This is a genomic window from Ectorhizobium quercum (assembly GCF_026552795.1).
Taxonomy (GTDB): Bacteria; Pseudomonadota; Alphaproteobacteria; order Rhizobiales; family Rhizobiaceae; genus Ectorhizobium; species Ectorhizobium quercum.
The window spans coordinates 639321-658277 of sequence record NZ_JANFPI010000001.1; the positions used below are offsets into that span (position 1 = coordinate 639321).

Annotated in this window: 22 protein-coding genes; 6 read left to right on the top strand and 16 right to left on the bottom strand. The window is 63.1% G+C overall.

Going from position 1 to position 18957, the window contains the following annotated elements; translation table 11 throughout:
- Nucleotides 1-161: 161 nt before the first annotated feature.
- From NOF55_RS02905 to NOF55_RS02920, 4 genes are all read left to right on the top strand, one after another.
- A complete protein-coding gene (locus NOF55_RS02905; RefSeq protein WP_306410182.1) occupies nt 162-1652 on the top strand; it encodes a vWA domain-containing protein in 1491 nt (496 codons plus the stop codon).
- 147 nt (nt 1653-1799) lie between these two features.
- The gene (locus tag NOF55_RS02910; protein WP_370868924.1) at nt 1800-2327 is read left to right on the top strand and encodes an RNA polymerase sigma factor; all 528 of its coding nucleotides are present in this window, start codon (nt 1800-1802) and stop codon (nt 2325-2327) included.
- Between the two features lie 80 nt (nt 2328-2407).
- The gene (locus NOF55_RS02915) at nt 2408-3082 is read left to right on the top strand and encodes a hypothetical protein (RefSeq protein WP_306409805.1); all 675 of its coding nucleotides are present in this window, start codon (nt 2408-2410) and stop codon (nt 3080-3082) included.
- 280 nt (nt 3083-3362) lie between these two features.
- Complete coding sequence (locus tag NOF55_RS02920; RefSeq protein WP_306409806.1) at nt 3363-3959, top strand: HI_0983 family protein; 597 nt, start codon at nt 3363-3365, stop codon at nt 3957-3959.
- Between the two features lie 101 nt (nt 3960-4060).
- Here NOF55_RS02920 and NOF55_RS02925 read toward each other — a convergent pair whose 3' ends face one another.
- The 5 genes from NOF55_RS02925 to NOF55_RS02945 are packed head-to-tail and all read right to left on the bottom strand — an operon-like array spanning nt 4061 to nt 6764.
- Nucleotides 4061-4243, bottom strand: a complete 183-nt coding sequence (locus NOF55_RS02925) for a hypothetical protein (protein ID WP_306409807.1) — start codon at nt 4241-4243, stop codon at nt 4061-4063.
- A 10-nt stretch (nt 4244-4253) separates the two neighbouring features.
- Entirely contained in the window at nt 4254-5243 is a 990-nt protein-coding gene (locus tag NOF55_RS02930; RefSeq protein WP_306409808.1) for a saccharopine dehydrogenase NADP-binding domain-containing protein, read from the bottom strand.
- Between the two features lie 19 nt (nt 5244-5262).
- Nucleotides 5263-5604 (bottom strand): nuclear transport factor 2 family protein, encoded by a 342-nt coding sequence (locus NOF55_RS02935; protein ID WP_306409809.1) that lies wholly within the window; start codon nt 5602-5604, stop codon nt 5263-5265.
- Nucleotides 5605-5608: 4 nt separating this feature from the next.
- The gene (locus tag NOF55_RS02940; RefSeq protein ID WP_306409810.1) at nt 5609-6010 is read right to left on the bottom strand and encodes a VOC family protein; all 402 of its coding nucleotides are present in this window, start codon (nt 6008-6010) and stop codon (nt 5609-5611) included.
- A gap of 10 nt (nt 6011-6020) precedes the next feature.
- Entirely contained in the window at nt 6021-6764 is a 744-nt protein-coding gene (locus NOF55_RS02945; protein WP_306409811.1) for an SDR family NAD(P)-dependent oxidoreductase, read from the bottom strand.
- 133 nt (nt 6765-6897) lie between these two features.
- Between NOF55_RS02945 and NOF55_RS02950 the strand changes: the two genes are divergently transcribed.
- Nucleotides 6898-7785 carry an AraC family transcriptional regulator gene (locus NOF55_RS02950; protein ID WP_306410183.1) on the top strand — a complete coding sequence of 296 codons (888 nt, stop codon included), beginning with the start codon at nt 6898-6900 and terminating at the stop codon, nt 7783-7785.
- 200 nt (nt 7786-7985) lie between these two features.
- Here the strand turns inward: NOF55_RS02950 and NOF55_RS02955 are convergent, their stop codons facing one another.
- The gene (locus NOF55_RS02955; protein WP_306409812.1) at nt 7986-9422 is read right to left on the bottom strand and encodes a sensor domain-containing diguanylate cyclase; all 1437 of its coding nucleotides are present in this window, start codon (nt 9420-9422) and stop codon (nt 7986-7988) included.
- Between the two features lie 487 nt (nt 9423-9909).
- Here NOF55_RS02955 and NOF55_RS02960 point away from each other — a divergent pair, with 487 nt between their 5' ends.
- Complete coding sequence (locus NOF55_RS02960; protein ID WP_306409813.1) at nt 9910-10119, top strand: TOBE domain-containing protein; 210 nt, start codon at nt 9910-9912, stop codon at nt 10117-10119.
- Nucleotides 10120-10123: 4 nt separating this feature from the next.
- Here the strand turns inward: NOF55_RS02960 and msrC are convergent, their stop codons facing one another.
- The 10 genes from msrC to NOF55_RS03010 form a co-directional block, all read right to left on the bottom strand.
- Complete coding sequence (gene msrC, locus NOF55_RS02965) at nt 10124-10615, bottom strand: free L-methionine (R)-S-oxide reductase MsrC (protein ID WP_306409814.1); 492 nt, start codon at nt 10613-10615, stop codon at nt 10124-10126.
- A 23-nt stretch (nt 10616-10638) separates the two neighbouring features.
- Nucleotides 10639-11163 (bottom strand): tRNA (N6-threonylcarbamoyladenosine(37)-N6)-methyltransferase TrmO, encoded by a 525-nt coding sequence (tsaA, locus tag NOF55_RS02970; RefSeq protein ID WP_306409815.1) that lies wholly within the window; start codon nt 11161-11163, stop codon nt 10639-10641.
- Nucleotides 11163-11960 carry an ABC transporter ATP-binding protein gene (locus NOF55_RS02975; RefSeq protein WP_306409816.1) on the bottom strand — a complete coding sequence of 266 codons (798 nt, stop codon included), beginning with the start codon at nt 11958-11960 and terminating at the stop codon, nt 11163-11165. Before NOF55_RS02975 ends, tsaA begins: the two co-directional genes overlap by 1 nt.
- Nucleotides 11957-12982, bottom strand: coding sequence for a FecCD family ABC transporter permease (locus NOF55_RS02980; protein ID WP_370868883.1), 1026 nt, complete (start codon nt 12980-12982; stop codon nt 11957-11959). Before NOF55_RS02980 ends, NOF55_RS02975 begins: the two co-directional genes overlap by 4 nt.
- Entirely contained in the window at nt 12979-14013 is a 1035-nt protein-coding gene (locus tag NOF55_RS02985; protein WP_306409817.1) for an iron ABC transporter substrate-binding protein, read from the bottom strand. Before NOF55_RS02985 ends, NOF55_RS02980 begins: the two co-directional genes overlap by 4 nt.
- A 134-nt stretch (nt 14014-14147) precedes the next feature.
- On the bottom strand, nt 14148-15107 hold the full coding sequence (locus NOF55_RS02990) for a sugar phosphate isomerase/epimerase family protein (protein ID WP_306409818.1): 960 nt from the start codon (nt 15105-15107) through the stop codon (nt 14148-14150).
- Nucleotides 15108-15119: 12 nt separating this feature from the next.
- Nucleotides 15120-16133 (bottom strand): Gfo/Idh/MocA family oxidoreductase, encoded by a 1014-nt coding sequence (locus tag NOF55_RS02995; protein WP_306409819.1) that lies wholly within the window; start codon nt 16131-16133, stop codon nt 15120-15122.
- 10 nt (nt 16134-16143) lie between these two features.
- On the bottom strand, nt 16144-17121 hold the full coding sequence (locus NOF55_RS03000) for an ABC transporter permease (RefSeq protein ID WP_306409820.1): 978 nt from the start codon (nt 17119-17121) through the stop codon (nt 16144-16146).
- Nucleotides 17121-17897 carry an ATP-binding cassette domain-containing protein gene (locus tag NOF55_RS03005; protein ID WP_306409821.1) on the bottom strand — a complete coding sequence of 259 codons (777 nt, stop codon included), beginning with the start codon at nt 17895-17897 and terminating at the stop codon, nt 17121-17123. The genes NOF55_RS03000 and NOF55_RS03005 overlap by 1 nt, the downstream gene beginning before the upstream one ends.
- A 17-nt stretch (nt 17898-17914) precedes the next feature.
- Nucleotides 17915-18871 (bottom strand): ABC transporter permease, encoded by a 957-nt coding sequence (locus tag NOF55_RS03010; protein WP_306409822.1) that lies wholly within the window; start codon nt 18869-18871, stop codon nt 17915-17917.
- Nucleotides 18872-18957 lie beyond the last annotated feature (86 nt).

Here is an 18957-nt window from a genome sequence, read left to right on the forward strand (position 1 = left end):
GTCTCGTCTTAGGAACAACCATCCTGAAGAGAACGGGAATTTCGAAGATGCCAAGACATTTTCTTTTGGGAACGGCCCTTGCCGTATTCGCAGCGATAGCGGCAGGTGCCTTCCTGTTGAGAAATCCCGCTGGAGAGCCGGCCTTCACAGACCGGCAGGAGATGCCGGCCCTTGCACGCCCCGCGGAGCTTTCCCTCATCCGGGATCGTGGTCATGCACCGCACCTGGTCCCCGCTTCCAAAGACCGGTTTCCCGGCTTCGATGCGAACAAGGTGCAGATCGTCGCCGAAGACCCGGTATCCACGTTCTCGATCGACGTGGACACCACATCCTATGCCTTTACGCGCCGATTGCTGGAGATGGGAGAACGTCCCGAACCCGACGCAATTCGCGTGGAGGAGCTTATCAACTACTTCGATTACGACTACGGGGCGCCGGATCAGGCAGACGCACCGTTTGCCTCGACGGTGACGGTTACGCACTCTCCCTGGAAATCCGGGAACCGGCTTGTCCATATCGGGATCAAAAGCCCGCGTTTGCATACGGAGACACTGCCGCCTGCCAATCTGGTGCTGCTGATCGATACGTCGGGCTCGATGAACACGCCCGACAAGCTGCCGCTCCTGAAGCGTGCCTTCGCCCTGCTGGTGAATGCAATGCGGGCGGATGACACCATTTCCATCGTCACCTACGCCGGATCGGCGGGGATCGCCCTCGAGCCGACACCCGGGAGCCAGAAGGCAAAAATCCTGGCGGCGCTCGAAGCGCTCGAGCCGGGCGGGTCCACCGCCGGTTCCAAAGGGATAGAAAGCGCGTACCGCCTGGCCGGACAGGACTTCAGGAAGGACGGCATCAATCGTGTGCTGCTGGCGACCGATGGGGATTTCAACGTCGGCATTTCCGAACCCGAAGCGCTCGAACGGCTGATCGAACAGAAGCGTGGCGAAGGCATATCCCTGTCGGTGCTCGGCTTTGGACGCGGCAATTACAACGATCGGGTGATGCAGGCGCTGGCGCAGGCCGGAAATGGCAATGCCAGTTATATCGACAGCTATTCCGAAGCGCGCAAGGTTCTGGTGGAAGAGATGGGCGGAACCCTGATGACCGTCGCCAGGGACGTCAAGGTGCAGGTGGATTTCAATCCCGCCACCGTGTCGGAATACAGGCTGATCGGCTATGAAACGCGCCTGCTCGATCGTGAGGATTTCAACAACGATGCGGTGGATGCGGGCGACATCGGCGCGGGCCACAGCGTCACCGCCATCTACGAGATCACCCCGAAAGGCGCCGATGGAGCGAACGATCCCTTGCGCTATGAGCATCCCGTGACGGCCGCAAGCGGAAACATCGATGAGTACGGCTTCCTGAAAATCCGCTACAAGGCGCCCGACGGCGATGTCAGCGAACTGATCGAGACGCCGATCCTCGCCGAGGCGCAATCCGCACCGCTCGATGACGCGAATGAAGACACCCGCTTTGCCGTTGCCGTCGCAGCCTTCGGACAAAAGCTCCGGAATTCCAGCTATCTCGCCGGGATGGATTGGGCCGATATCCGCAATCTCGCCGTTGCCGGCCGTGGCGCCGACGAGAGCGGAAGGCGCGCCGAGTTCATCCGGCTCATCGATATCGCCTCGGGACTGGACAATCTCTAAGCCGGCCATTCCTCGAAGACGGCATGCTTGATGAAGTGATGCTCATTGTCTAGACTTCAACAGGGAGTGATATAATTCAGGGAGATGGGGGTGGGCATTACCGGTACGAGGCATCCGGTCGATGGCGGTTCGGCGAGGAGCGGGACGATCGCGCCACCGCAGGAGACGGACACATTCGTCAGGCTTGCAAAGGCAGGCGATGTCGCCGCGTTCGAGCGGCTGGTCGCCTTGCATTACCCGTTCATCCTGAAAACGGCGTTTCGCTGGCTTGGACACCGGAGCGACGCCGAGGATGTCACGCAGTCGGTCTGCATGCGGCTCGCCACGATCCTGCCCGGCTTCGACGGCCGGGCCAGTTTCACGAGCTGGCTCTATCGCGTCACCTTGAACGCGGTTCGCGATTTCCAGCGCAGCCAGCAGCGCCGCCGGCAAATGGCTTCAAGGGTCGCTCTGATCGCTCCCGAAAAAATGGAGCCGGATCAGGAAAACCGTATGCGGGTGGAGGATATATGGCGCAGGGTGCGCGAACTGCCTGAAAAGCAACGTGATGCCGTGCTTCTGGTATATGGTGAACACCTGAGCCATGCAGAGGCCGCCAGGATCATGCAATGCAAGGAGGTTACCGTTTCCTGGCATATTCACAAGGCACGTAAATCTTTGAGAGACCTGCTATGAGCCGTGCGGAACAGAATCCATTCGAGATGCTGTCCAGTATTCCCGTCCCGGAGCCGGATCCCCGGAAGATGGAGGATACGGTGCGCCGCAGTACGGAGGCTTTCGCGCAATATATCGCTCGTCCCGGTCCGGAAAACCGGCCCGGCGCATGGGCGCGCCTTCGCCTGTGGCTGAGAGACCATGCCAATCGCCTCGTGCCCGTCGCGGCAGGCGCATGCGCCGTGGCCATCGGGGTGATCGTCGCCATGCCTATGCTGCGATCGCCGCTGCCATCGACGGCCGAAGCGCCGACGACCGTATCACGGCAGAGAGCGCCCGACATTGCCGACGAGCAATCCGCCCAGCCCGGTACGCGCATGGGGATACGCCCAGCGCCCGTGCCGATGCCGCGGACCGTCGACCCGCAATCCCAGCCTGTCCTCGAACGCTACAGCTTCGGGGATTTCGAACTCGGGGTGATCAACACGCCGGACACGGTGGCGATCTATCTCCTGGAGGGCAATCTCCAGCGACAACTGGAGATCACCAGGAAGGATGCAGGCGTGACGGGCGCGATCACGGATGCCTTTACCTACCAGCCCGGCTCGGAAGCCCCGCAATTGCTGCTGATCCGTTTCCGTCTCGGAGAGGACGAAGGCTGGAAGGTGTTCGCCAGAAGCGGCGCCGGCTACGCGTTCTCCAGCGAGATGACGGCAATCGCCGAAAACGCCCCCGACCGTGCGGAAGCAGAAAGGCGCCTCGGCGGCGCGCCATAGCCGCCTGTCCTGTCCTGCCGAGGAAGACCGCTCGCCGGAGATCGTCACGGCTCGGCTATCCGGGAAGAGAGGCGAAGTTCGGCCCGCTGAATTTCAGTCGGGGACTGGCCTGCGCGCCAGCATTTGCTTTTTTCTTCTTGCCCGGCCAGGCGCCCGATATGTTCCGCGTCCGGGAAGGAATGCATTTTCACAGGCGTCGACCAAGCTTGTCTGAGACAAAAGCGTCCTAGATGATGAAGAAGGGTCCACTCCGGACTGCCTCACCGTGAAAGGAACGATTATGGCTACCCTTATCAGATCGCTCGCCGTTGCCACCGTGATGGCGATGCTCGCCCTGCCGGCAATGGCCCAGTCGGCAACCGCACCCGACCGCCTCGGCATTCCCGGACCCATTACATTCGACGACAAGGCATTCGTGCTCTCCTGGTCGTCGCAGCCGTCGACGACCTACTTCAAGCAGGAATATCTGCCGGCCGGACAGACGGGAAACACCTATACCGAAATGTTCCTTGTCGAAGCGCTGCTCGGCAATGTACGGCCGATCGACAGCGCCGGCGCACAGGTCAAAATGATCCAGCAGCGCCAGCAGACCGACAAGGTCGCCAATTTCAGTATCCTCCAGAATGAGCAGACCGGCGAGGTTCTGCTCGACTTCGTGCTGAGCGATCTCCAGGCCAACCCCATCATCGTCGAGTGGAATGCCTACCGCTATGTACCCCTGGAAGGCGCCGAAGGGGTCGCACTCTACGCCATCAGCCGCCGGGGCTACGGCGAAGACGGCGCCAAGGCTCTGCTCCAGGGATTGGGCGCCATCCGCGACAGCCATATGCAGGAGTTGGGGTCTTCCGATCTGCCTCCCGTCAAGGTCGCTCCGTAGTCGGCGCAGGCCTCTCGGATATGATGCCCGACGAGGACAGGCGTTTGAGGTAATCCAGCAGGTCGCGGATCATATTCGCCTCCCTGTTTCAAGGGTTCATGTTAGCGTCGAGCAGATGGCGACACGACCGAAATCGACCTCTTTCCGGAGGATGACCCGCTTCGCCGGCTATTCCGCGGAACCGATAGAAGGCACTCCACGCCGAACGGCGCGAGTGCCGCCTCACCGAACCGCCGGGCCATGTCGGGGTCGCTCACCGGCATCTCGATGCGGTCGATCGTCATGTTGTTTCTCCTATTTGTCCGTGATCCGCGTATTGGCGATCGTTTCGGCAAAGTCATAACCGAGCAGTCCCGCAGGCGTCTGAAAGCCGGGCCGAACCTCACCGCCGAGCACACGCCGCGCAGCTTCCGCGGCGGCCATAGACGTGAAGGTGTAGCCGTTCACCGTATCGAGCACCGAACGTGTCACCGTTCCGTCCGCGTCGGTCACTTCGACGGCCGCATGATAGCGGTTCGCTTCACGCTCTTCGAAGCTGGGGCCGGCAGGCAGATCCTTGACGTCTCCCGTCGGGAACGCGCCAGCGGTGACATGAACGAAGGTTTCGATGTCTCGCACGCCGGTTGCCTGGTGAATCGTCACAAGATCAGGCAGCGTTGCCGGGAACGAGGATTGCGGCCCGCTGCCGAAGTCGAAGTCGCGCACCTCTTCCGGGCTGCGCGTGACGAGTTCGCCAGCGACGAGATGAAGTGTCTCCGTCACGAGATTCTGGCTCGCGCTGGTCGCCGACCCTCTCGACATCGCCCCCGCTACATGAAGCGCGATGCTGATCTTTCGAGGGTTCTTGATGCGCGCGACGACATGCCCGGCAAGACTACCCAGCATCGCGACGCTTCCACCGCTCCCCGGCAGAAGCATGACGCCGGCTGCGCGAGCGCGGGCATCGAGCGCCAATGCCTCGCGGTATGTGTCGAGTTCGGCCGAAAAATCGAGATAATGGACCCCGGCGCGGATGGCGGCAGACATGAGAGGCTCGGCCGTGTTCGCGAAGGGACCGGCGGCGTTGAGCAGAACGGAGACGCCCTCGAGGCTGGCCGCGATCGCATCGGGATCGTTGATCGAAAATAGCCTGACACCGGCGCCGAGACGACCCGCCAGAGCTTCAAGTCTCACCCGGTCTTGCTCGCGACCTGCAAGAACGAGGTTAAGTCCGGCAGATGCAGCATGCTCCGCTGACATGCCGCCGGTATAGCCGGCGGCTCCATAGATCATGAGAGTGTTCATGGGGATGTTTCTTCTGTGATTATTCGAGATCGGCGTCGATGCGCGTGATGAGTCCATCGGCGTTGACCGAGATGTCGAGAAGGCCGATCTCGTGACCGAAGTCGCCGGTGAAATCGACTCTCGCGCGCGCTCGGGTTTCGCTGATACTCTCGATCGAAAGGAAACGCGTGACCGTGTGATAGCCGATGAAGTATCGCTCGACGTAGTCGCGGATGCCGGCATGGCCGTCGAACCGGTGGCCGGTCGACGGATCGTTCATCACCGCATCCGGCGTAAACCAGCTCAGTGCCGCGGCCGCATCGAAGGCATTGGTTGCGGCGATCAGCGCATCGACCACTGCGCGCACGGTGTTCGTGGTCATCGCATCAACTCCCGTGCTGCCAGCTCTTGAAGACGAATTCGAGACTGTAGCCGTCCGGATCCCTGACCTGCGCCGCGTAGTAGCGGGGATCGTAGTGAAGCTGCGGTCCCGGCGGATGGATCTCGGCTGCGCCGGCCGCCAGAGCTTCGGCATGGGCGGCATTCACCATCGCCTCGGATTCGGCGACGAAACCGACATGCACCGCGCCCGGTGCTGCCGTGCCTTCCCGCAGCCAGAAGAACACCCGGCCCTTCGCGCCGAATCCCTTGAGGTCGGGGTGCCCCGCCGGACCGTCCTTGCCGTCATAGTCGTGTCGGGCGGTGATCCCGAGGATCGGGAGCACCTTTTCGTAAAAGGCGACCGAACGAGCAGTGTCGCTTACGGTGAGGAAGATATGATCGAGCATGTGAACCTCCTCAGATGATGTAGCCGCCGCTGATTTCGATGTTCTGGGCGTTGATCCAGCGGTTCTCGTCCGACAGCAGGCTGGCGACCATGCAGCCGACATCGTCCGGTTCGCCGACGCGCCCGAGCGCCGTCTGCCCGGCGAGCAGCACCTCGAATGCTTCGCTGAGTCCTCCGCCAAGTTCGGTGCGGATCGGTCCCGGTGCGATGGAGTTCGCGCGGATGCGGCGCCCGCCGAATTCCTTGGCCATATAGCGGGTCAGCACGTCGAGGCCGCCCTTGAAGGAGGCGTATGGCGCGACACCGGCGGTCGCGACACGGCTGGTTGCGCTCGTCACGTTCACGATGTGACCGCTGTCGGCCATCAGGGGAAGCAGTGCCTGCGTGAGGAAGAACGGCCCCTTGAGATGCACGCGGAACAGCCCGTCGAACTCTTCTTCCGTCACTGTCGCGATCGGGTTGTAGAGCCCGTACCCCGCATTGTTGACGAGGAAATCAAAGGTCCGGGCGTTCCATGTCTTTGCCAGAGCCTCGCCGACTGCATCGCGAAACCCGGGGAACGCCGCACTGTCGCTGACGTCCAGCTCGAGAGCGACTGCCTTGCCGCCATCGGCTTCGACCGTGCTGACAACCTTCTCGGCTGCTCGGCCGTTGCTGTTGTAGGTAAGAATGACGCCCATGCCGCGCCTGGCGCATTGGACCGCGATGCTGGCGCCGAGGCCGCGACTGCCGCCGGTGATGATGACGATGCTCATGTGGTGCTCCTTTGATCGGATACCTGAACGATAGCCGGTAAGTCCACGCCGTCGCTCGCACGATCCTCTTCGAATCTTGCCTGATTCTGCTTTCTCGTTGAATGTGCGGCGCCCCTATGAAACAACAAAAGGCATGGACACACAGCTTCAGGAGCTCAGGCAACTGGCGTCACGGGCGGAGAACCGCCGCACCGAGACAGGTATTCCACGGGTCGCTATGGTGCAGGGAGAAATCCCGGAACATCAGCTTGCTGCCGTCTACGATCCCATGATCAATCTGATCCTGGCCGGTTCGAAGACCATGACGGTCGGCGACCGGACGTTTCGCTATGATCCCGCGACGTATTTCGTCATGTCCGTCGATCTGCCGGCGGTCGGTTCCGTGCATGCGTCTGATGACGGAGATCCCTATCTCGCAATCAGCCTGACGCTGGAGCCGGCGATCGTCGCCAATCTGCTGGCGGACCTGCCCAAACCTGCCGGAGGTGAGCTCTACAGCCCCGGTTTCTCGGTCGCGCCTGTCACGCCCCAACTGCTCGATGCCTGGCTGCGCATGCTGCGCCTGATGGAGCACCCGAACGAGATCGCAGCGCTGGCACCCGCCTATGAGCGCGAAATCCTCTTCCGGGTGCTGCAGGGGCCGCTGGGCTGGATGCTGCGGGATATCGCCACCCCCGATACCGCTCTTTCGCGGATCGGCATCGCCATCCAGTGGATCAGGGCAAACTTCGCCAAGCCGCTGCGCGTCGAGGCCCTGGCGGAGATGGCGGCACTTAGCGTTTCTGCGTTCCACCGCCACTTCAAGGCGGTGACGGCTCTCAGCCCGCTGCAATACCAGAAGCATGTGCGCCTGCTACACGCGCGATCCCTTCTGATCGCCGGCGAAGGCAATGCCACGTCCGTCGCATTCGGCGTGGGTTATGAAAGCCCGACGCAGTTCAGTCGCGAATATGCCCGGCAGTTCGGCCTGCCGCCATCGCGAGACGCGGCGAGAATGCGCGGGAGAAATATCAGGCGGTAGGCGCGACGGCGTCGCCAACGGCTGTTCTTCAAGGTCAATGGGCTGATTTCTAAATATGGCAGGTCTCGACCTCGGCCGGACGAAAGCTGTCCGCCTGCTCTCCGGCAAACCAAGACGTGATCGGCGGCCGGGTGGCGATTCCCGGGGCTGGCGATAGCCACCGAAGCCATCGCCAAGCCAAGGTGGGAAGAGAGCTGTGTTTAACCGACTACGACCTGGTTTCTTCCCTGTCTCTTCGCGCGATAGAGAGCCTGATCAGCCGTTGCGAGGAGTGATTCAAGATCGGCGGATGGATGTTGGCTTGACGCTGCTGCCCCTATGCTGACTGTTACCGGGACAGCATCCCCATCGTCGTTGCTCGATTTTTCGACAGCTGCGCGAATGCGCTCCGCGACCGTCTCCGCCTGTCCAATGGATGCGTGAGGCAGGACCACGGCAAATTCTTCACCTCCGGTTCGCCCGAAGATGTCCTCGGGGCGCAGCACGTCTGCGACAGCACGAGCGAAAGCGACCAGCACCCTGTCGCCGGTCGCATGGCCGTATCGGTCGTTCACTTGCTTGAAATGGTCAATATCGAGCACCAACACGGCCAACTGGCGGTTGCCTTGGGTTTGATCACCGAAGATGCGGGCTGAACGGTCCATAAATGCCCGTCTGGCAAGCACGCCGGTCAGGTGGTCGTGATCGGCGGCGTGAGCCAGTCTGGAAAGCAGTTCGGTCCGGGCTGAATTGATGCCGGCAGCGGTGAGCGGGCCCAACGCGATAAGGGCGATTCCGAGTCTGAGCGACGATGTCGCGGCGAGGATATCGCCCTGCATGTGAATCTGGACGATGCCGGCCGAGATGGCGACGAGCAGCCAGCCGCAGCAGCACATGGTCAGAACGGCGGTTATGAACACGGAATAGGTAAGGGCACACCATAGCAACGCCGGTACGGCGAACGCGACCGCGCCGGGACCGCCTATCCACATCCCTGCGATCACCGAGGCGAGGAGCGCTCCCAGTGGCGCGATCCGCCACCATGACAGCTTGTCTAAGCTGCGGTGTGGACAGAGTGGATCGAAAGGAGGTTGCCGCCCTTTCGACGAGGCGGGAAATGTGAGTATCGCAGGCAGGATCACGAGGTTGTTTACCAGCTCCGTAACGAACCAGAATTCAAGCCCCGTCAGAAAGCTCCTGCCGAAAACGTTGCGTGCGGCTCCCGCACCGACGAGGGCTGCCACTGCTGCTGCCACAAGGCAGATCGCAAACAGATAGAGCACGGAAAGAGGCCGGCTGAGTCGACGATCGGCTTCCGGCAGCAACTGGAACAAGAGATAGCCGGTAACGGCGCCTGCCATATTGGCGACGGTGAGCCATATGGTGATGCCGATTTCGCCACCTGTTGCCAGATCGGCGGCGATGTATCCGAGGAAGGCGCCTGACCACCCCCATATCGAGGCCATGACCGGGTTTCGCACCATGAGACCGAGCAGGATCGCATTGGCCGGCCACAGGGCAGCAAGAAACCCCACGGGGCGGGTGAGAATGCCGAACAGGGATGCGATGAAAATGACTGAGGCGACGACCAGCCCGACCATCATCTGCCTGGCTATGGGCTGCACCCGGTCGCGAAGGGTGATGATTGCTATTGCCACGCGCTCACTCCCTCATGCATCAGTATCTCGGACAGTTTTATGATGACGGATATGCGTTGAATTCATATTAATCCTGTCGACGAAATTAGACCTTTCCTGTGAAAGGATCACGTCTTACTTCGCTCAGAAAGTCATAGTCATTTTTCGGCGAAGTTCTTACGCCTCAGAAATCCAACGATGGATAAGATATCCATTTTCTTTCATTTCCGACGAAGACCAGACCGGCGGTTTTCCACGCAATCCCGGCCATACCGGCTGAAGCGTTGTGAACTGGGGGCCGCGCTTCCCGGTTCTGTTGAAAATCCGCGCGTCGGTGGCTTGAATCCGCTCTCCGGGCACCATTTCTCTCCAGACAATAAAGCCGTTTATAAGGGTTCTTCCGGGTCGATCCGGCGCATGTAATCGGAACCGGTCGTCTGGCTTGCCTTCCGTCGCGCGGAACGATGCTGTATTCGTGTCCGCCCCATCTATGTGAAGGAGTAGAGTCATGAGGATCAGTGCCCGCAATCGTCTCAAGGGCAAGATTGTCGAGGTCACGAAGGGAGCGACCACGGCCCATGTGCGCATCGACATCGGCAATGGCGTGATCGTAACGTCCTCGATCACCAACGAGGCGGTGGACGAACTCGGCCTGGCCGTGGGAGGGGCTGCCTATGCGGTCGTCAAGGCATCGGACGTGATGGTCGCCGTCGACTGATCCTTCAGAAATCGCTTGCCGCGACATAGAGGGCGGCAAGCGCCTCGAAACCTGCCTGGTCCTCGGCATCGAAGCGGCCGGGCAGCGGGCTGTCGAGATCGAGAACGCCGAGCACTTTTCCGTCTTTCACCAGCGGCATGACAAGCTCGGACCGCGAGGCGGCATCGCAGGCGATGTGGCCGGGAAAGGCGTGAACATCGGGCACAAGTTGCGTTTTCCGTTCCGCGGCGGCGCTGCCGCACACGCCCTTGCCGACCGGAATGCGCACGCAGGCCACCTTGCCCTGGAAGGGGCCCAGCACCAGTTCGTTCTCTTGCCTGAGAAAGTAGAAGCCCGCCCAGTTCAGGTCGGGCACGAGATCGAAAACCAGGGCGGAAAAATTGGCGGCGTTGGCGATGAAATCGCGCTCGCCGTGGAGAAGACCGCCAAGCTGGGCCGTAAGTTCGCGATAGAAGGCGGCCTTGTCGTCGGTTTCGATTGTCGTCGCGGCAAACATGATCTTACCTTCTGAATGAAACGCTAAGCCTTCTGGCAATGATGGACGGCGTCGCCCTGTCCGGTTTCGAAATCGCCCTTCTGCGGCGGTGCGATCGGCTTGAACAGCGTCCGGTCCGGCTTGATATCGATGAGCGGCGTTCCGTCAAGGCAATCCATTCCGCGCACGAACAATGTCGCGCCCTCCACCTTTTCCAGCAGGACGATGGAGGTGCCGATGGGGTTCGGCCGGACGGGCGAGCGGATCGAGAAAGTGCCATGCACCTCGCCGTTGGAGGCCGGGCTTTGCAGCACGAGGTCGCGGCGCGAGCGGTCGAGCCAGTAGAGCACCTCCAGCCGCTCGAACGCCTCGATGCCCCTCAGCGCCGCCACCCACGGCTCGAAGACCTCGATGGTGCAGAGCGGCCCGTCGGGACGGCCCTGCCGGGGCGTTTCCATGCGGAAGGTCCACGGGGTGTGGATGCAGCCGATATAGACCAGCCCGGCATCGACCGGGGCAGGCGGCTCGACGGCGACTTCGTTCAACCGGACTTCGTTCTCGCGCACCATCACGTCTCTCCTCGATACGGCATGCGGTCGAGCCGGGGGGAGCAGACGGGTGCTCCGCCGCCGGCGACCGTGCCGATCACCACATCGATACCATAGATCGTCTTCATCGCCTCGGGGGTCAGAACCGTGTCGGGTGCTCCGACGGCGTGAAGCCCGCCATCCTTCAGGAGCGCGACGCGATCGGCCGCCAGAAACGCATGGTCCGGGTTGTGCGTCGAAAGCACGACCGAAAGACCGGCCCGCGCCAGTTGCCGGATCTGCGCAAGCAGGCGCATCTGGTTGCCATAGTCGAGGCTGGAAGCCGGCTCGTCCATCACCACGATCCTCGCCTGCTGCGCAAGCGCCCGGGCGATCAGGGTCAACTGCCGCTCCCCGCCGCTGATCTCGGTGTAGACGGCATCGGCCAGTTTCACGATTCCGACGCTTTCCATGACGGTTTCCGTGATTTCGCGGTCCCGCCTGCCCGGCGTGGCGAACGGCCTGATATAGGCCGTGCGTCCCATCAGCACGACGTCGCGAACGGTGAAGGGAAAGCTCGTCTCGTGCGCCTGCGGCACATAGGCGATCCTCAGCGCCCGTTCCCTGCGGGACCATTCGGCAAGCGGCTTTCCGTCGAGGATCACCTCGCCGGCCCTGATCGGCAGGAGGCCGAGGATCGTTTTGAACAATGTCGTCTTGCCGGCTCCGTTCGGCCCCAGCAAGGCCAGCACTTCGCCGCCGGCGAGCGAGAGCGATATGTTGTCGCCGATGGTCTTCCGGCCATAGCCGATCCCGAGCGCGCTGAGTTCGAGCTTCATTCCCAGCCCCTCCGTCCGGAAACCAGAAGCCAGAGAAAGAACGGTGCGCCGACCACCGCCGTCAAGATGCCGAGCGGTACCTCGATGCTGGCGATGCTGCGGGCCAGCATGTCGACCACCAGAAGATAGGCGGCGCCGATCATCATCGAGGCGGGAAGGAGCCGGCGGAAATCCGGCCCCACCAGCATGCGTGCCACATGGGGAATGATCAGCCCGATCCAGCCGATGATGCCGGTGACGGAAACGGTCGCCGCCGTCACCAGCGTCGCGCCGGCAACGAGAACGAGCCTGACCTTGAGCGTGTCAACCCCGAGCGTCCGCGCCTCGTCCTCGCCCAGCGTCATAACGTTCATGCGCCAGCGCAGCAGGACCATCGGCGTCAGTCCGATCAGCACCGCCGGCAGGATGGAGAAGACGTCGAAGCGGGTCATCGCGGTCATGCTGCCCAGCAGCCAGTAAGTGATCGCCGGAAGCTGGTCGTAGGGATCGGCGAGGATCTTGATCAGGGAGATGCCCGCCCCGATCAGCGCCTGAATGGCGATGCCGACCAGAACGAGGGTCAGCACCGGATCGCGCCGGCGGATGAGGGAGCCGACTGCATAGACGATGGAGACAGCGATCAGCCCGCCGGCAAAGGCGGCAAGCTGGATCAGCAGCACGGGCAGCGACAGGAATATGCCCATCACCGCGCCGAGGCTCGCGCCGACCGAAACGCCGAGCAGATCGGGCGACACGAGCGGATTGCGGAACAACCCCTGAAACGTGGCGCCTGCGGCGGCCAGCGCCGCGCCGACGATCAACGCCGCCATCACGCGCGGCAGCCGGACATTCCACAGCACGGTCGCCAGCAGGGGATCGTCCGCCTTTCCGCCGAGCAATCCGCCGATGGCCGAAAGCAGCGGACCCGGCCCGCTGCCATATTTGCCGACCATCATCGAGGCGGTCGCAAACGCCAGCACGGTGAGGATTCCGATGAAAATCCATCCGCGCGTGACGCTCTCGCTGGCGACCGGCCTCGTCACGTCGGCCCGCTGCCCCTGGTCAGGTCGTCCACCTGCCGGTCGGTGAGGTCGACCTGGTAGAACAGCTTGAAGAAGTCGCGGATTTCGGAATCGAGATCGAGCCTGAAGGTGTCGGGATAGAACAGGGTCTCCAGCCAGGCGAGACCGATCAGCCGGTTGATGCCGGGTGGCGAATCGAACCAGCCAAACGGCATGCCCGGCGCCACATAGACTTTTCCGGTCCTGACGGCATCGAGATCGGCCCAGAGCGGATCGGTCTTCACGCGGGCGGCGAACTGGGGCGATGCGGCAAGAACGATATCCGGCTTCCAGGACAGCACCTGTTCGAGCGACACCTGCGTCAGCCCGCCCTTGCCAGCCGCGGCCGCGACATTGGTGGCGCCGACGGCTTCGAGGATTTCGACGTTGATCGAGCCGGAAAGGCCTGTTTCCAGCCCTTCCGGCCCGCGTCCGTAATAGACTTTCGGGCGGGCGGATTCCGGGATGGAAGCCAGCCCGTCCCGGAGTGTCTTCAGCTTCTCTTCTGCATAGGCCGCCAGCTCCTCGGCCCGGCCGGAAACGCCGAGAATGTCGCCGGCCTCGCGAAGGATCTCGGCACTGCGCGCAAAGCCGCCGTCGATCAGCACATAGGGAATGCCGGTCTGTTCCTGAACCTTGTCGGCCAGAGACGCATAGGTCGGGTTGACCGTGCCGACGTCGATGATGACATCCGGCCGGGCGGCCAGCACGGCCTCGATGTTCGCCGTTCCGCCTCTGCCTGTCAGTTGCCCGAAGGTCGGCAGATCGCGGACCGATGGGAGAAGATAGGCCTTTTCCGCATCGCCTGGCTGGCGCACCCACCCGGCCAGTTTGTCCGGCGCCAGCACGTAGACGAGAACGGAAGCCGGCGGGCCTGCCGCCAGCACGCGCTCCACCCTGTCCGGCACCTCCACCGTCCGCCCGGCGGCGTCGGTGATCGTTCGCGCGTCGGTGCTTGCAGCCGCAAGTCCCGACACGATGAACAGAGCCAGCAGCAACTTCGAAATTGCCATGACGAACCCCCATCAATATGTCTGCCGGAATATATCGCTTTTAATGTCCGGGCTGGCAACCGTCCGTCGCGATCGGGGGATTGCGGACGGTTGCCGGAGGTCCGAACAGGACCCGTGCCCGTATGTCCCGGCCGTCAGATGGCCTGGGGCTTGTAATCGCTCTGGGCGACGGGCAGGACGCCCTTCAGAAGCGTGATGGACTTTTCCAGTCCTTCGAGGCTGTTGAGGAGCACGTCCTCGTGCTCGACCGAGAGCCAGCCGTCATAGCCCGCCATCCTCAGCCGGTAGCAGAACTGCCGCCACCATTCCTCGCTGTGACCGAAGCCGAGCGTGATGTAGGACCAGCTGCGCGCGGCAATATCCATGAGCGAGCCGTTTTCGAGCAGCGAGGTTGTCGCCTGGACGGGGCCGTTCAGCATCGTGTCCTTGGCATGCACATGGTGAACGGCGTCGCCGAGCGCCTCCGCCGCGACGAGCGGATCGGCCCCCATCCAGAACAGGTGCGACGGATCGAGGTTCGCGCCGATGACAGGGCCGACCGCCGCGCGCAGCTTCAAAAGGGAGGGGACGTTGTAGACGCATTGGTTGCCGTGCAGTTCGAGGGCGATGCGCTCGACGCCGCATTCCCGGGCCAGCGAGACGATGCCGGTCCAGAACGGCAACAGTTCCTCCTCCCACTGGTAGCGCAGGATCTCCTGGGTTTCCGGCGGCCAGGAGGAGACGACCCAGTTGGGCATGAGATCGCCCTTGCGGCCGGCGGGCAGGCCGGACATGGCGCAGACCGTCGTGATTCCCATGTCGCCGGCGATGCGGATCGTGTCCTTCAGGCATTCGCCCTGCTGCGGCTCGGTCGGATGCAGCGGATTGCCGTTGGCGTTGAGCGCGATCACCTCCAGGCCGCGGGTCTCGAAGGCCCGGGCGAAGGTACGGCGGGCATCGGCGCTCGATTTCATCGCCTGAAGGTCGAAATGCGGCGCGGTCGACCAGCCGCCCGTGTTCACCTCGACGCCGGAAACGCCCATGCGGGCGGCCTGGTCGAGCACCTCCTCGAAGTTCATGCCGCCGAGACTATCGGAAACAAAACCCAGTTTCATGTCGGTATCCTCTTATGATCGCTGATAAAGGGCGGGGCGCTCCGCCACCGCGATGTCGACCCGCGCGCCGGTCGCGAGCGCCTCGACGCCCGCTTCCGCGACGCGGGCGGCGCAGTAGCCGTCCCAGGCATGCGCGGCGATGGCGGGAAAGCTTCCGGTGCGGACGAAGTGCAGGAAGGCCCTGTTCTGGAGCCGGTAGGCTTCGGCAAAGCGCGGGCGCCAGTCGGGGGCGTAGCGTTCGGCCGCGGTGAGGGCGATGTTGTAGCGCAGATGGATGGGCGCGTTCAGGAAGACCGAGCCCTTCTCGCCGATGAGTTCGCCGCGCACGTCGTAGCCGTAGGCGGCATTGTTGTTGATCTCGATGTTGACGAGCTGGCCGCGGTCGGTTTCCAGCACCATGAACACCGGCGCCCCGGTCTGCGCCCCGTCCACCGCTCCCGGCTGGAACACCGAAATCGCGGTATAGTCGGCGCCGAGCACGAAGCGGGCCACGTCGAATTCGTGCGGCGCGGAATTGGTGATCGCCATCTGCCCGGTGAAATTCGCCGGTGCCTCCACGTTGCGGTGGAAATTGTGCATCATGATCGCGCGCCCGAGCGTGCCGTCCGAAAGTGCCGCCTTCATCTCCGTGTAGGAGGGGTCGAAACGGCGCATGAAGCCGAGCTGGACGAACTGCCGCCCGCGCGCGACTTCGGCCTCGATCACGTCGAGGCATTCCCGCCCGCTTTGCGACAGCGGTTTCTCGCACAGTACCGGCTTGCCGGCCCTGATCGCGGCAAGCGAAAGCGGCGCATGCGTCTCGTCGGGGCTTGCCACGAGCACGGCGTCGACATCGCCCCGGGCTATGGTTTCCAGCGGGTCGGTCGACACGTCCGCCGCGCCGCATGCCTCCGCCACCGCCCGTGCGCGTTCGCCGGACGCGTCGCAGACGACCTGCACGGAGGCACCCGGCAGGTCGCCGGAGAAGATCCGGGCATGGTCGGACCCCATGATGCCGGCGCCGATGATCGCCAATCTTATGGACATTTCAATTTCCTCAGCGTTTCAGCGCCCACTGGCGTAGCGACCTGTCGCCGTAGGCGGCAAGAACGACGATGATGCCCAGCAACAGCATGAACCATTGCGGACGCACGCTCATCACCACCAGATAGGACTGGATGGAGGAGAGGACGAAGGCACCCGCCAGTGCGCCGGCCAGCGAGATGCGCCCGCCGGCGAGCAGGCAGCCGCCGAGCACGCAGGAGGCGATCGCCTGCAATTCCATCAGCCGGCCCATCGATCCGTCGGCGAAGCCGAGCTTTCCGGCTTCGAGCGAGCCGGCGAAGGCGGCCAGCATGCCGCAGATGACGAAGGCGGAAAGCTTGATCCGGTCGACCCTGACCCCGCGCGAATGGGCGCTTTCCGCCGATCCGCCCACGGCGAGCAGCCGGTTGCCGAACGGCGTCGCCTTGAGAACCACGGTGAGCACGACCGCCAGCAGGATCAGCCAGTAGATGGCCGTGTTGAAGCCGAGGAAATCGCCGCCACCGAGGATCGAGAAGCTCCAGCCGTTGCGTGCCGCATAGGGGATGGAGAAGGAAAACCCCTCGGTGAGCGCGATGGCGATGCCGCGGAAGATCATCAGCGAGCCCAGCGTGATGATGAGCGAGGGCGTGCCGGTGCGCGTGACCAGAAACCCGTTGAAGAAGCCGATGGCGCAGCCCGTCGCGGTCGCGGCCATGACGGCGAAGGCGGGATCGATGCGGGTGGCGAGCCACAGATAGACCAGCGCGCCCATGCCGAAGGTGGAGCCGACCGAAATGTCGATTTCGCCCGTGCCGATCACCAGCGCCACGCCCAGCGTCATCAGCCCGAGCGTCGCCGTCACCTGAAGGATGGTGCCGATGTTATAGACATTGGCCCATTTGCCGTCCGATGTGGCCGAAAACAGGAAAACGAGCGCGACCGCGATCAGGAATATCCCGATCTCCGTATGCCGCCGGACGAGCGGTTTGATTGCCGAAAGACCACCCATCAGACGGCCTCCTGCTTCTCGACCACGCGGCCACCCTGGCGGATTACCTCCTCCAGCTCTTCGGCGCTCATCGTATGGGTGGAAGCATCGGCGATCTTCTCGCCGTTCTCCATGATGACGATGCGGTCGGCGAGCTTATGGACCTGGAAGATGTCATGGGTGATGTAGATCACCAGCAGGCCCTGTTCCTTGAGCTGCACGGCCAGTTCGTTGACGTGCTCGCGTTCGCGCACCGACAGGTGGTTGGTGGGTTCGTCCATGATCACGACGCGGTTCTTGAACTCCACCGCGCGGCCGATCTTGACCGACTGGCGCTCGCCGCCTGAAAGGCGCTCCACCTCGTCGTCGGCCGAGACGTTGTCACGCAGCCCGAACTGGCGGATGACGCGCGTGGACTTGTCGCGCATCAGGGCGAAATCGAGGAAGGGAATGCCGAGGATGCGCCGGACCGGCTCGCGGCCGAGGAAGAAATTGCGGGCGATGGAAAGGTTGTCGCAAAGCCCGACCGATTGCTGGATCGTCTCCATTCCCTGGTCGATGGCGAGTTTGGGATGAAACTTTTCCACCTTCTTGCCGTCGAAATGAACCTCGCCGGAAGTCGGCGTGTGGATGCCGCACAGAACGCGGATGAGCGTCGTCTTGCCCGCACCGTTGTCGCCGACCAGACCCACGAGTTCGCCGGCATGGAAATCGACGGAGACGTTCTTCAGCGCATGGAAGGCGCCGAAATAGAGATCGAGGTTCCTGACCTGGATGAGAGGATGGGTGTTTGCCATTTGGCCTGTCTCCCGCGTCAAACGCTATGCCCGAGCCAGCGGGCGAGTTTCCGGTTGAAGATTACCGCCACGATCAGGACGATGCCGACGAAGGTGATGAACCAGGACGAGGGCGCGCCGAGCGCGATCAGCTCGTAGCGGAAGCTCACCACGATGAAAGCGCCGAGGATGGCGCCGACGAGCGAGCCCCGTCCGCCGGTGAGCAGGCATCCGCCGATCACCGCGGCGGAAATCGCCTCCAGTTCCATCAGGTCGCCCAGCGTCACATGGGTCTGCGGCCGGTCGCACAGGGTCAGGATGCCCGCGAAGCCGGCAAGCAGTGAACAGAGGACGAAGGCCGTGATCTTGATGCGGTCGGTGCGCACGCCCCGCGATTCCGCGCTCTCCCGGCTGCCGCCGGTGGCGAGAAGACGGTTGCCGTAGGGCGTGGCCCACAGAAAGATGTTGAGCACGATGGCGACGGCGACCAGCCAGAAGATCGACGCCTCCACGCCGAAGATTTCACCGCCCAGGGCGCGGGTGACGGGATGATTGCGCGCCGCCTCGGAGAAGTTGTGCACCGAGCCGCCGGTCCAGACATAGATGATGCCGCGTGCTGTGAAGAGGCCGCCCAGCGTGACGATCATCGAGGGCAGCTGTCCCTTGACCACCGCGATCGCCTGGACGAAGCCGGCAAGCGCCGCGATGCAGAGGCCGGCGACCAGCGACAGGGGAACGCCGAGCGTCGGTTCGAGCGTGATGAAGGCGACGCCGGCCAGCCCGTAGACCGAGCCGACGGAGAGGTCGATCTCCCGCGTCATGATCACCAGCGCCTGGCCCATCGCCACGAAGCCGAGGATCGAGGTGAAGTGTGCGACGTTCGACAGGGTCTGCCGGGTCCACCAGCCGGAAAAGTCGATCAGGGTAAAGGCCGTCAGCATCACGACGACGCCGATGGTCGCACCGAAGCTCTGGCCCCGGATAAGCCGTTTCATTGCCATTCTGAAGCTCGCTGAATTCGATGAATGCCGCAGGGATCGTCAGCGGGTGCGAGGCGGCCGGGTTTTTGCGATACCCGACC

Coding starts and splice junctions, on each gene's coding strand:
- NOF55_RS02905 (WP_306410182.1), top strand. CDS start 162: ATGCCGGCCCTTGCACGCCCCGCGGAGCTTTCCCTCATCCGGGATCGT.
- NOF55_RS02920 (WP_306409806.1), top strand. CDS start 3,363: ATGGCTACCCTTATCAGATCGCTCGCCGTTGCCACCGTGATGGCGATG.
- NOF55_RS02925 (WP_306409807.1), bottom strand. CDS start 4,243: ATGACGATCGACCGCATCGAGATGCCGGTGAGCGACCCCGACATGGCC.
- NOF55_RS02930 (WP_306409808.1), bottom strand. CDS start 5,243: ATGAACACTCTCATGATCTATGGAGCCGCCGGCTATACCGGCGGCATG.
- NOF55_RS02935 (WP_306409809.1), bottom strand. CDS start 5,604: ATGACCACGAACACCGTGCGCGCAGTGGTCGATGCGCTGATCGCCGCA.
- NOF55_RS02940 (WP_306409810.1), bottom strand. CDS start 6,010: ATGCTCGATCATATCTTCCTCACCGTAAGCGACACTGCTCGTTCGGTC.
- NOF55_RS02945 (WP_306409811.1), bottom strand. CDS start 6,764: ATGAGCATCGTCATCATCACCGGCGGCAGTCGCGGCCTCGGCGCCAGC.
- NOF55_RS02950 (WP_306410183.1), top strand. CDS start 6,898: ATGGACACACAGCTTCAGGAGCTCAGGCAACTGGCGTCACGGGCGGAG.
- NOF55_RS02960 (WP_306409813.1), top strand. CDS start 9,910: ATGAGGATCAGTGCCCGCAATCGTCTCAAGGGCAAGATTGTCGAGGTC.
- msrC (WP_306409814.1), bottom strand. CDS start 10,615: ATGTTTGCCGCGACGACAATCGAAACCGACGACAAGGCCGCCTTCTAT.
- tsaA (WP_306409815.1), bottom strand. CDS start 11,163: ATGGTGCGCGAGAACGAAGTCCGGTTGAACGAAGTCGCCGTCGAGCCG.
- NOF55_RS02975 (WP_306409816.1), bottom strand. CDS start 11,960: ATGAAGCTCGAACTCAGCGCGCTCGGGATCGGCTATGGCCGGAAGACC.
- NOF55_RS02985 (WP_306409817.1), bottom strand. CDS start 14,013: ATGGCAATTTCGAAGTTGCTGCTGGCTCTGTTCATCGTGTCGGGACTT.
- NOF55_RS02990 (WP_306409818.1), bottom strand. CDS start 15,107: ATGAAACTGGGTTTTGTTTCCGATAGTCTCGGCGGCATGAACTTCGAG.
- NOF55_RS02995 (WP_306409819.1), bottom strand. CDS start 16,133: ATGTCCATAAGATTGGCGATCATCGGCGCCGGCATCATGGGGTCCGAC.
- NOF55_RS03000 (WP_306409820.1), bottom strand. CDS start 17,121: ATGGGTGGTCTTTCGGCAATCAAACCGCTCGTCCGGCGGCATACGGAG.
- NOF55_RS03005 (WP_306409821.1), bottom strand. CDS start 17,897: ATGGCAAACACCCATCCTCTCATCCAGGTCAGGAACCTCGATCTCTAT.
- NOF55_RS03010 (WP_306409822.1), bottom strand. CDS start 18,871: ATGAAACGGCTTATCCGGGGCCAGAGCTTCGGTGCGACCATCGGCGTC.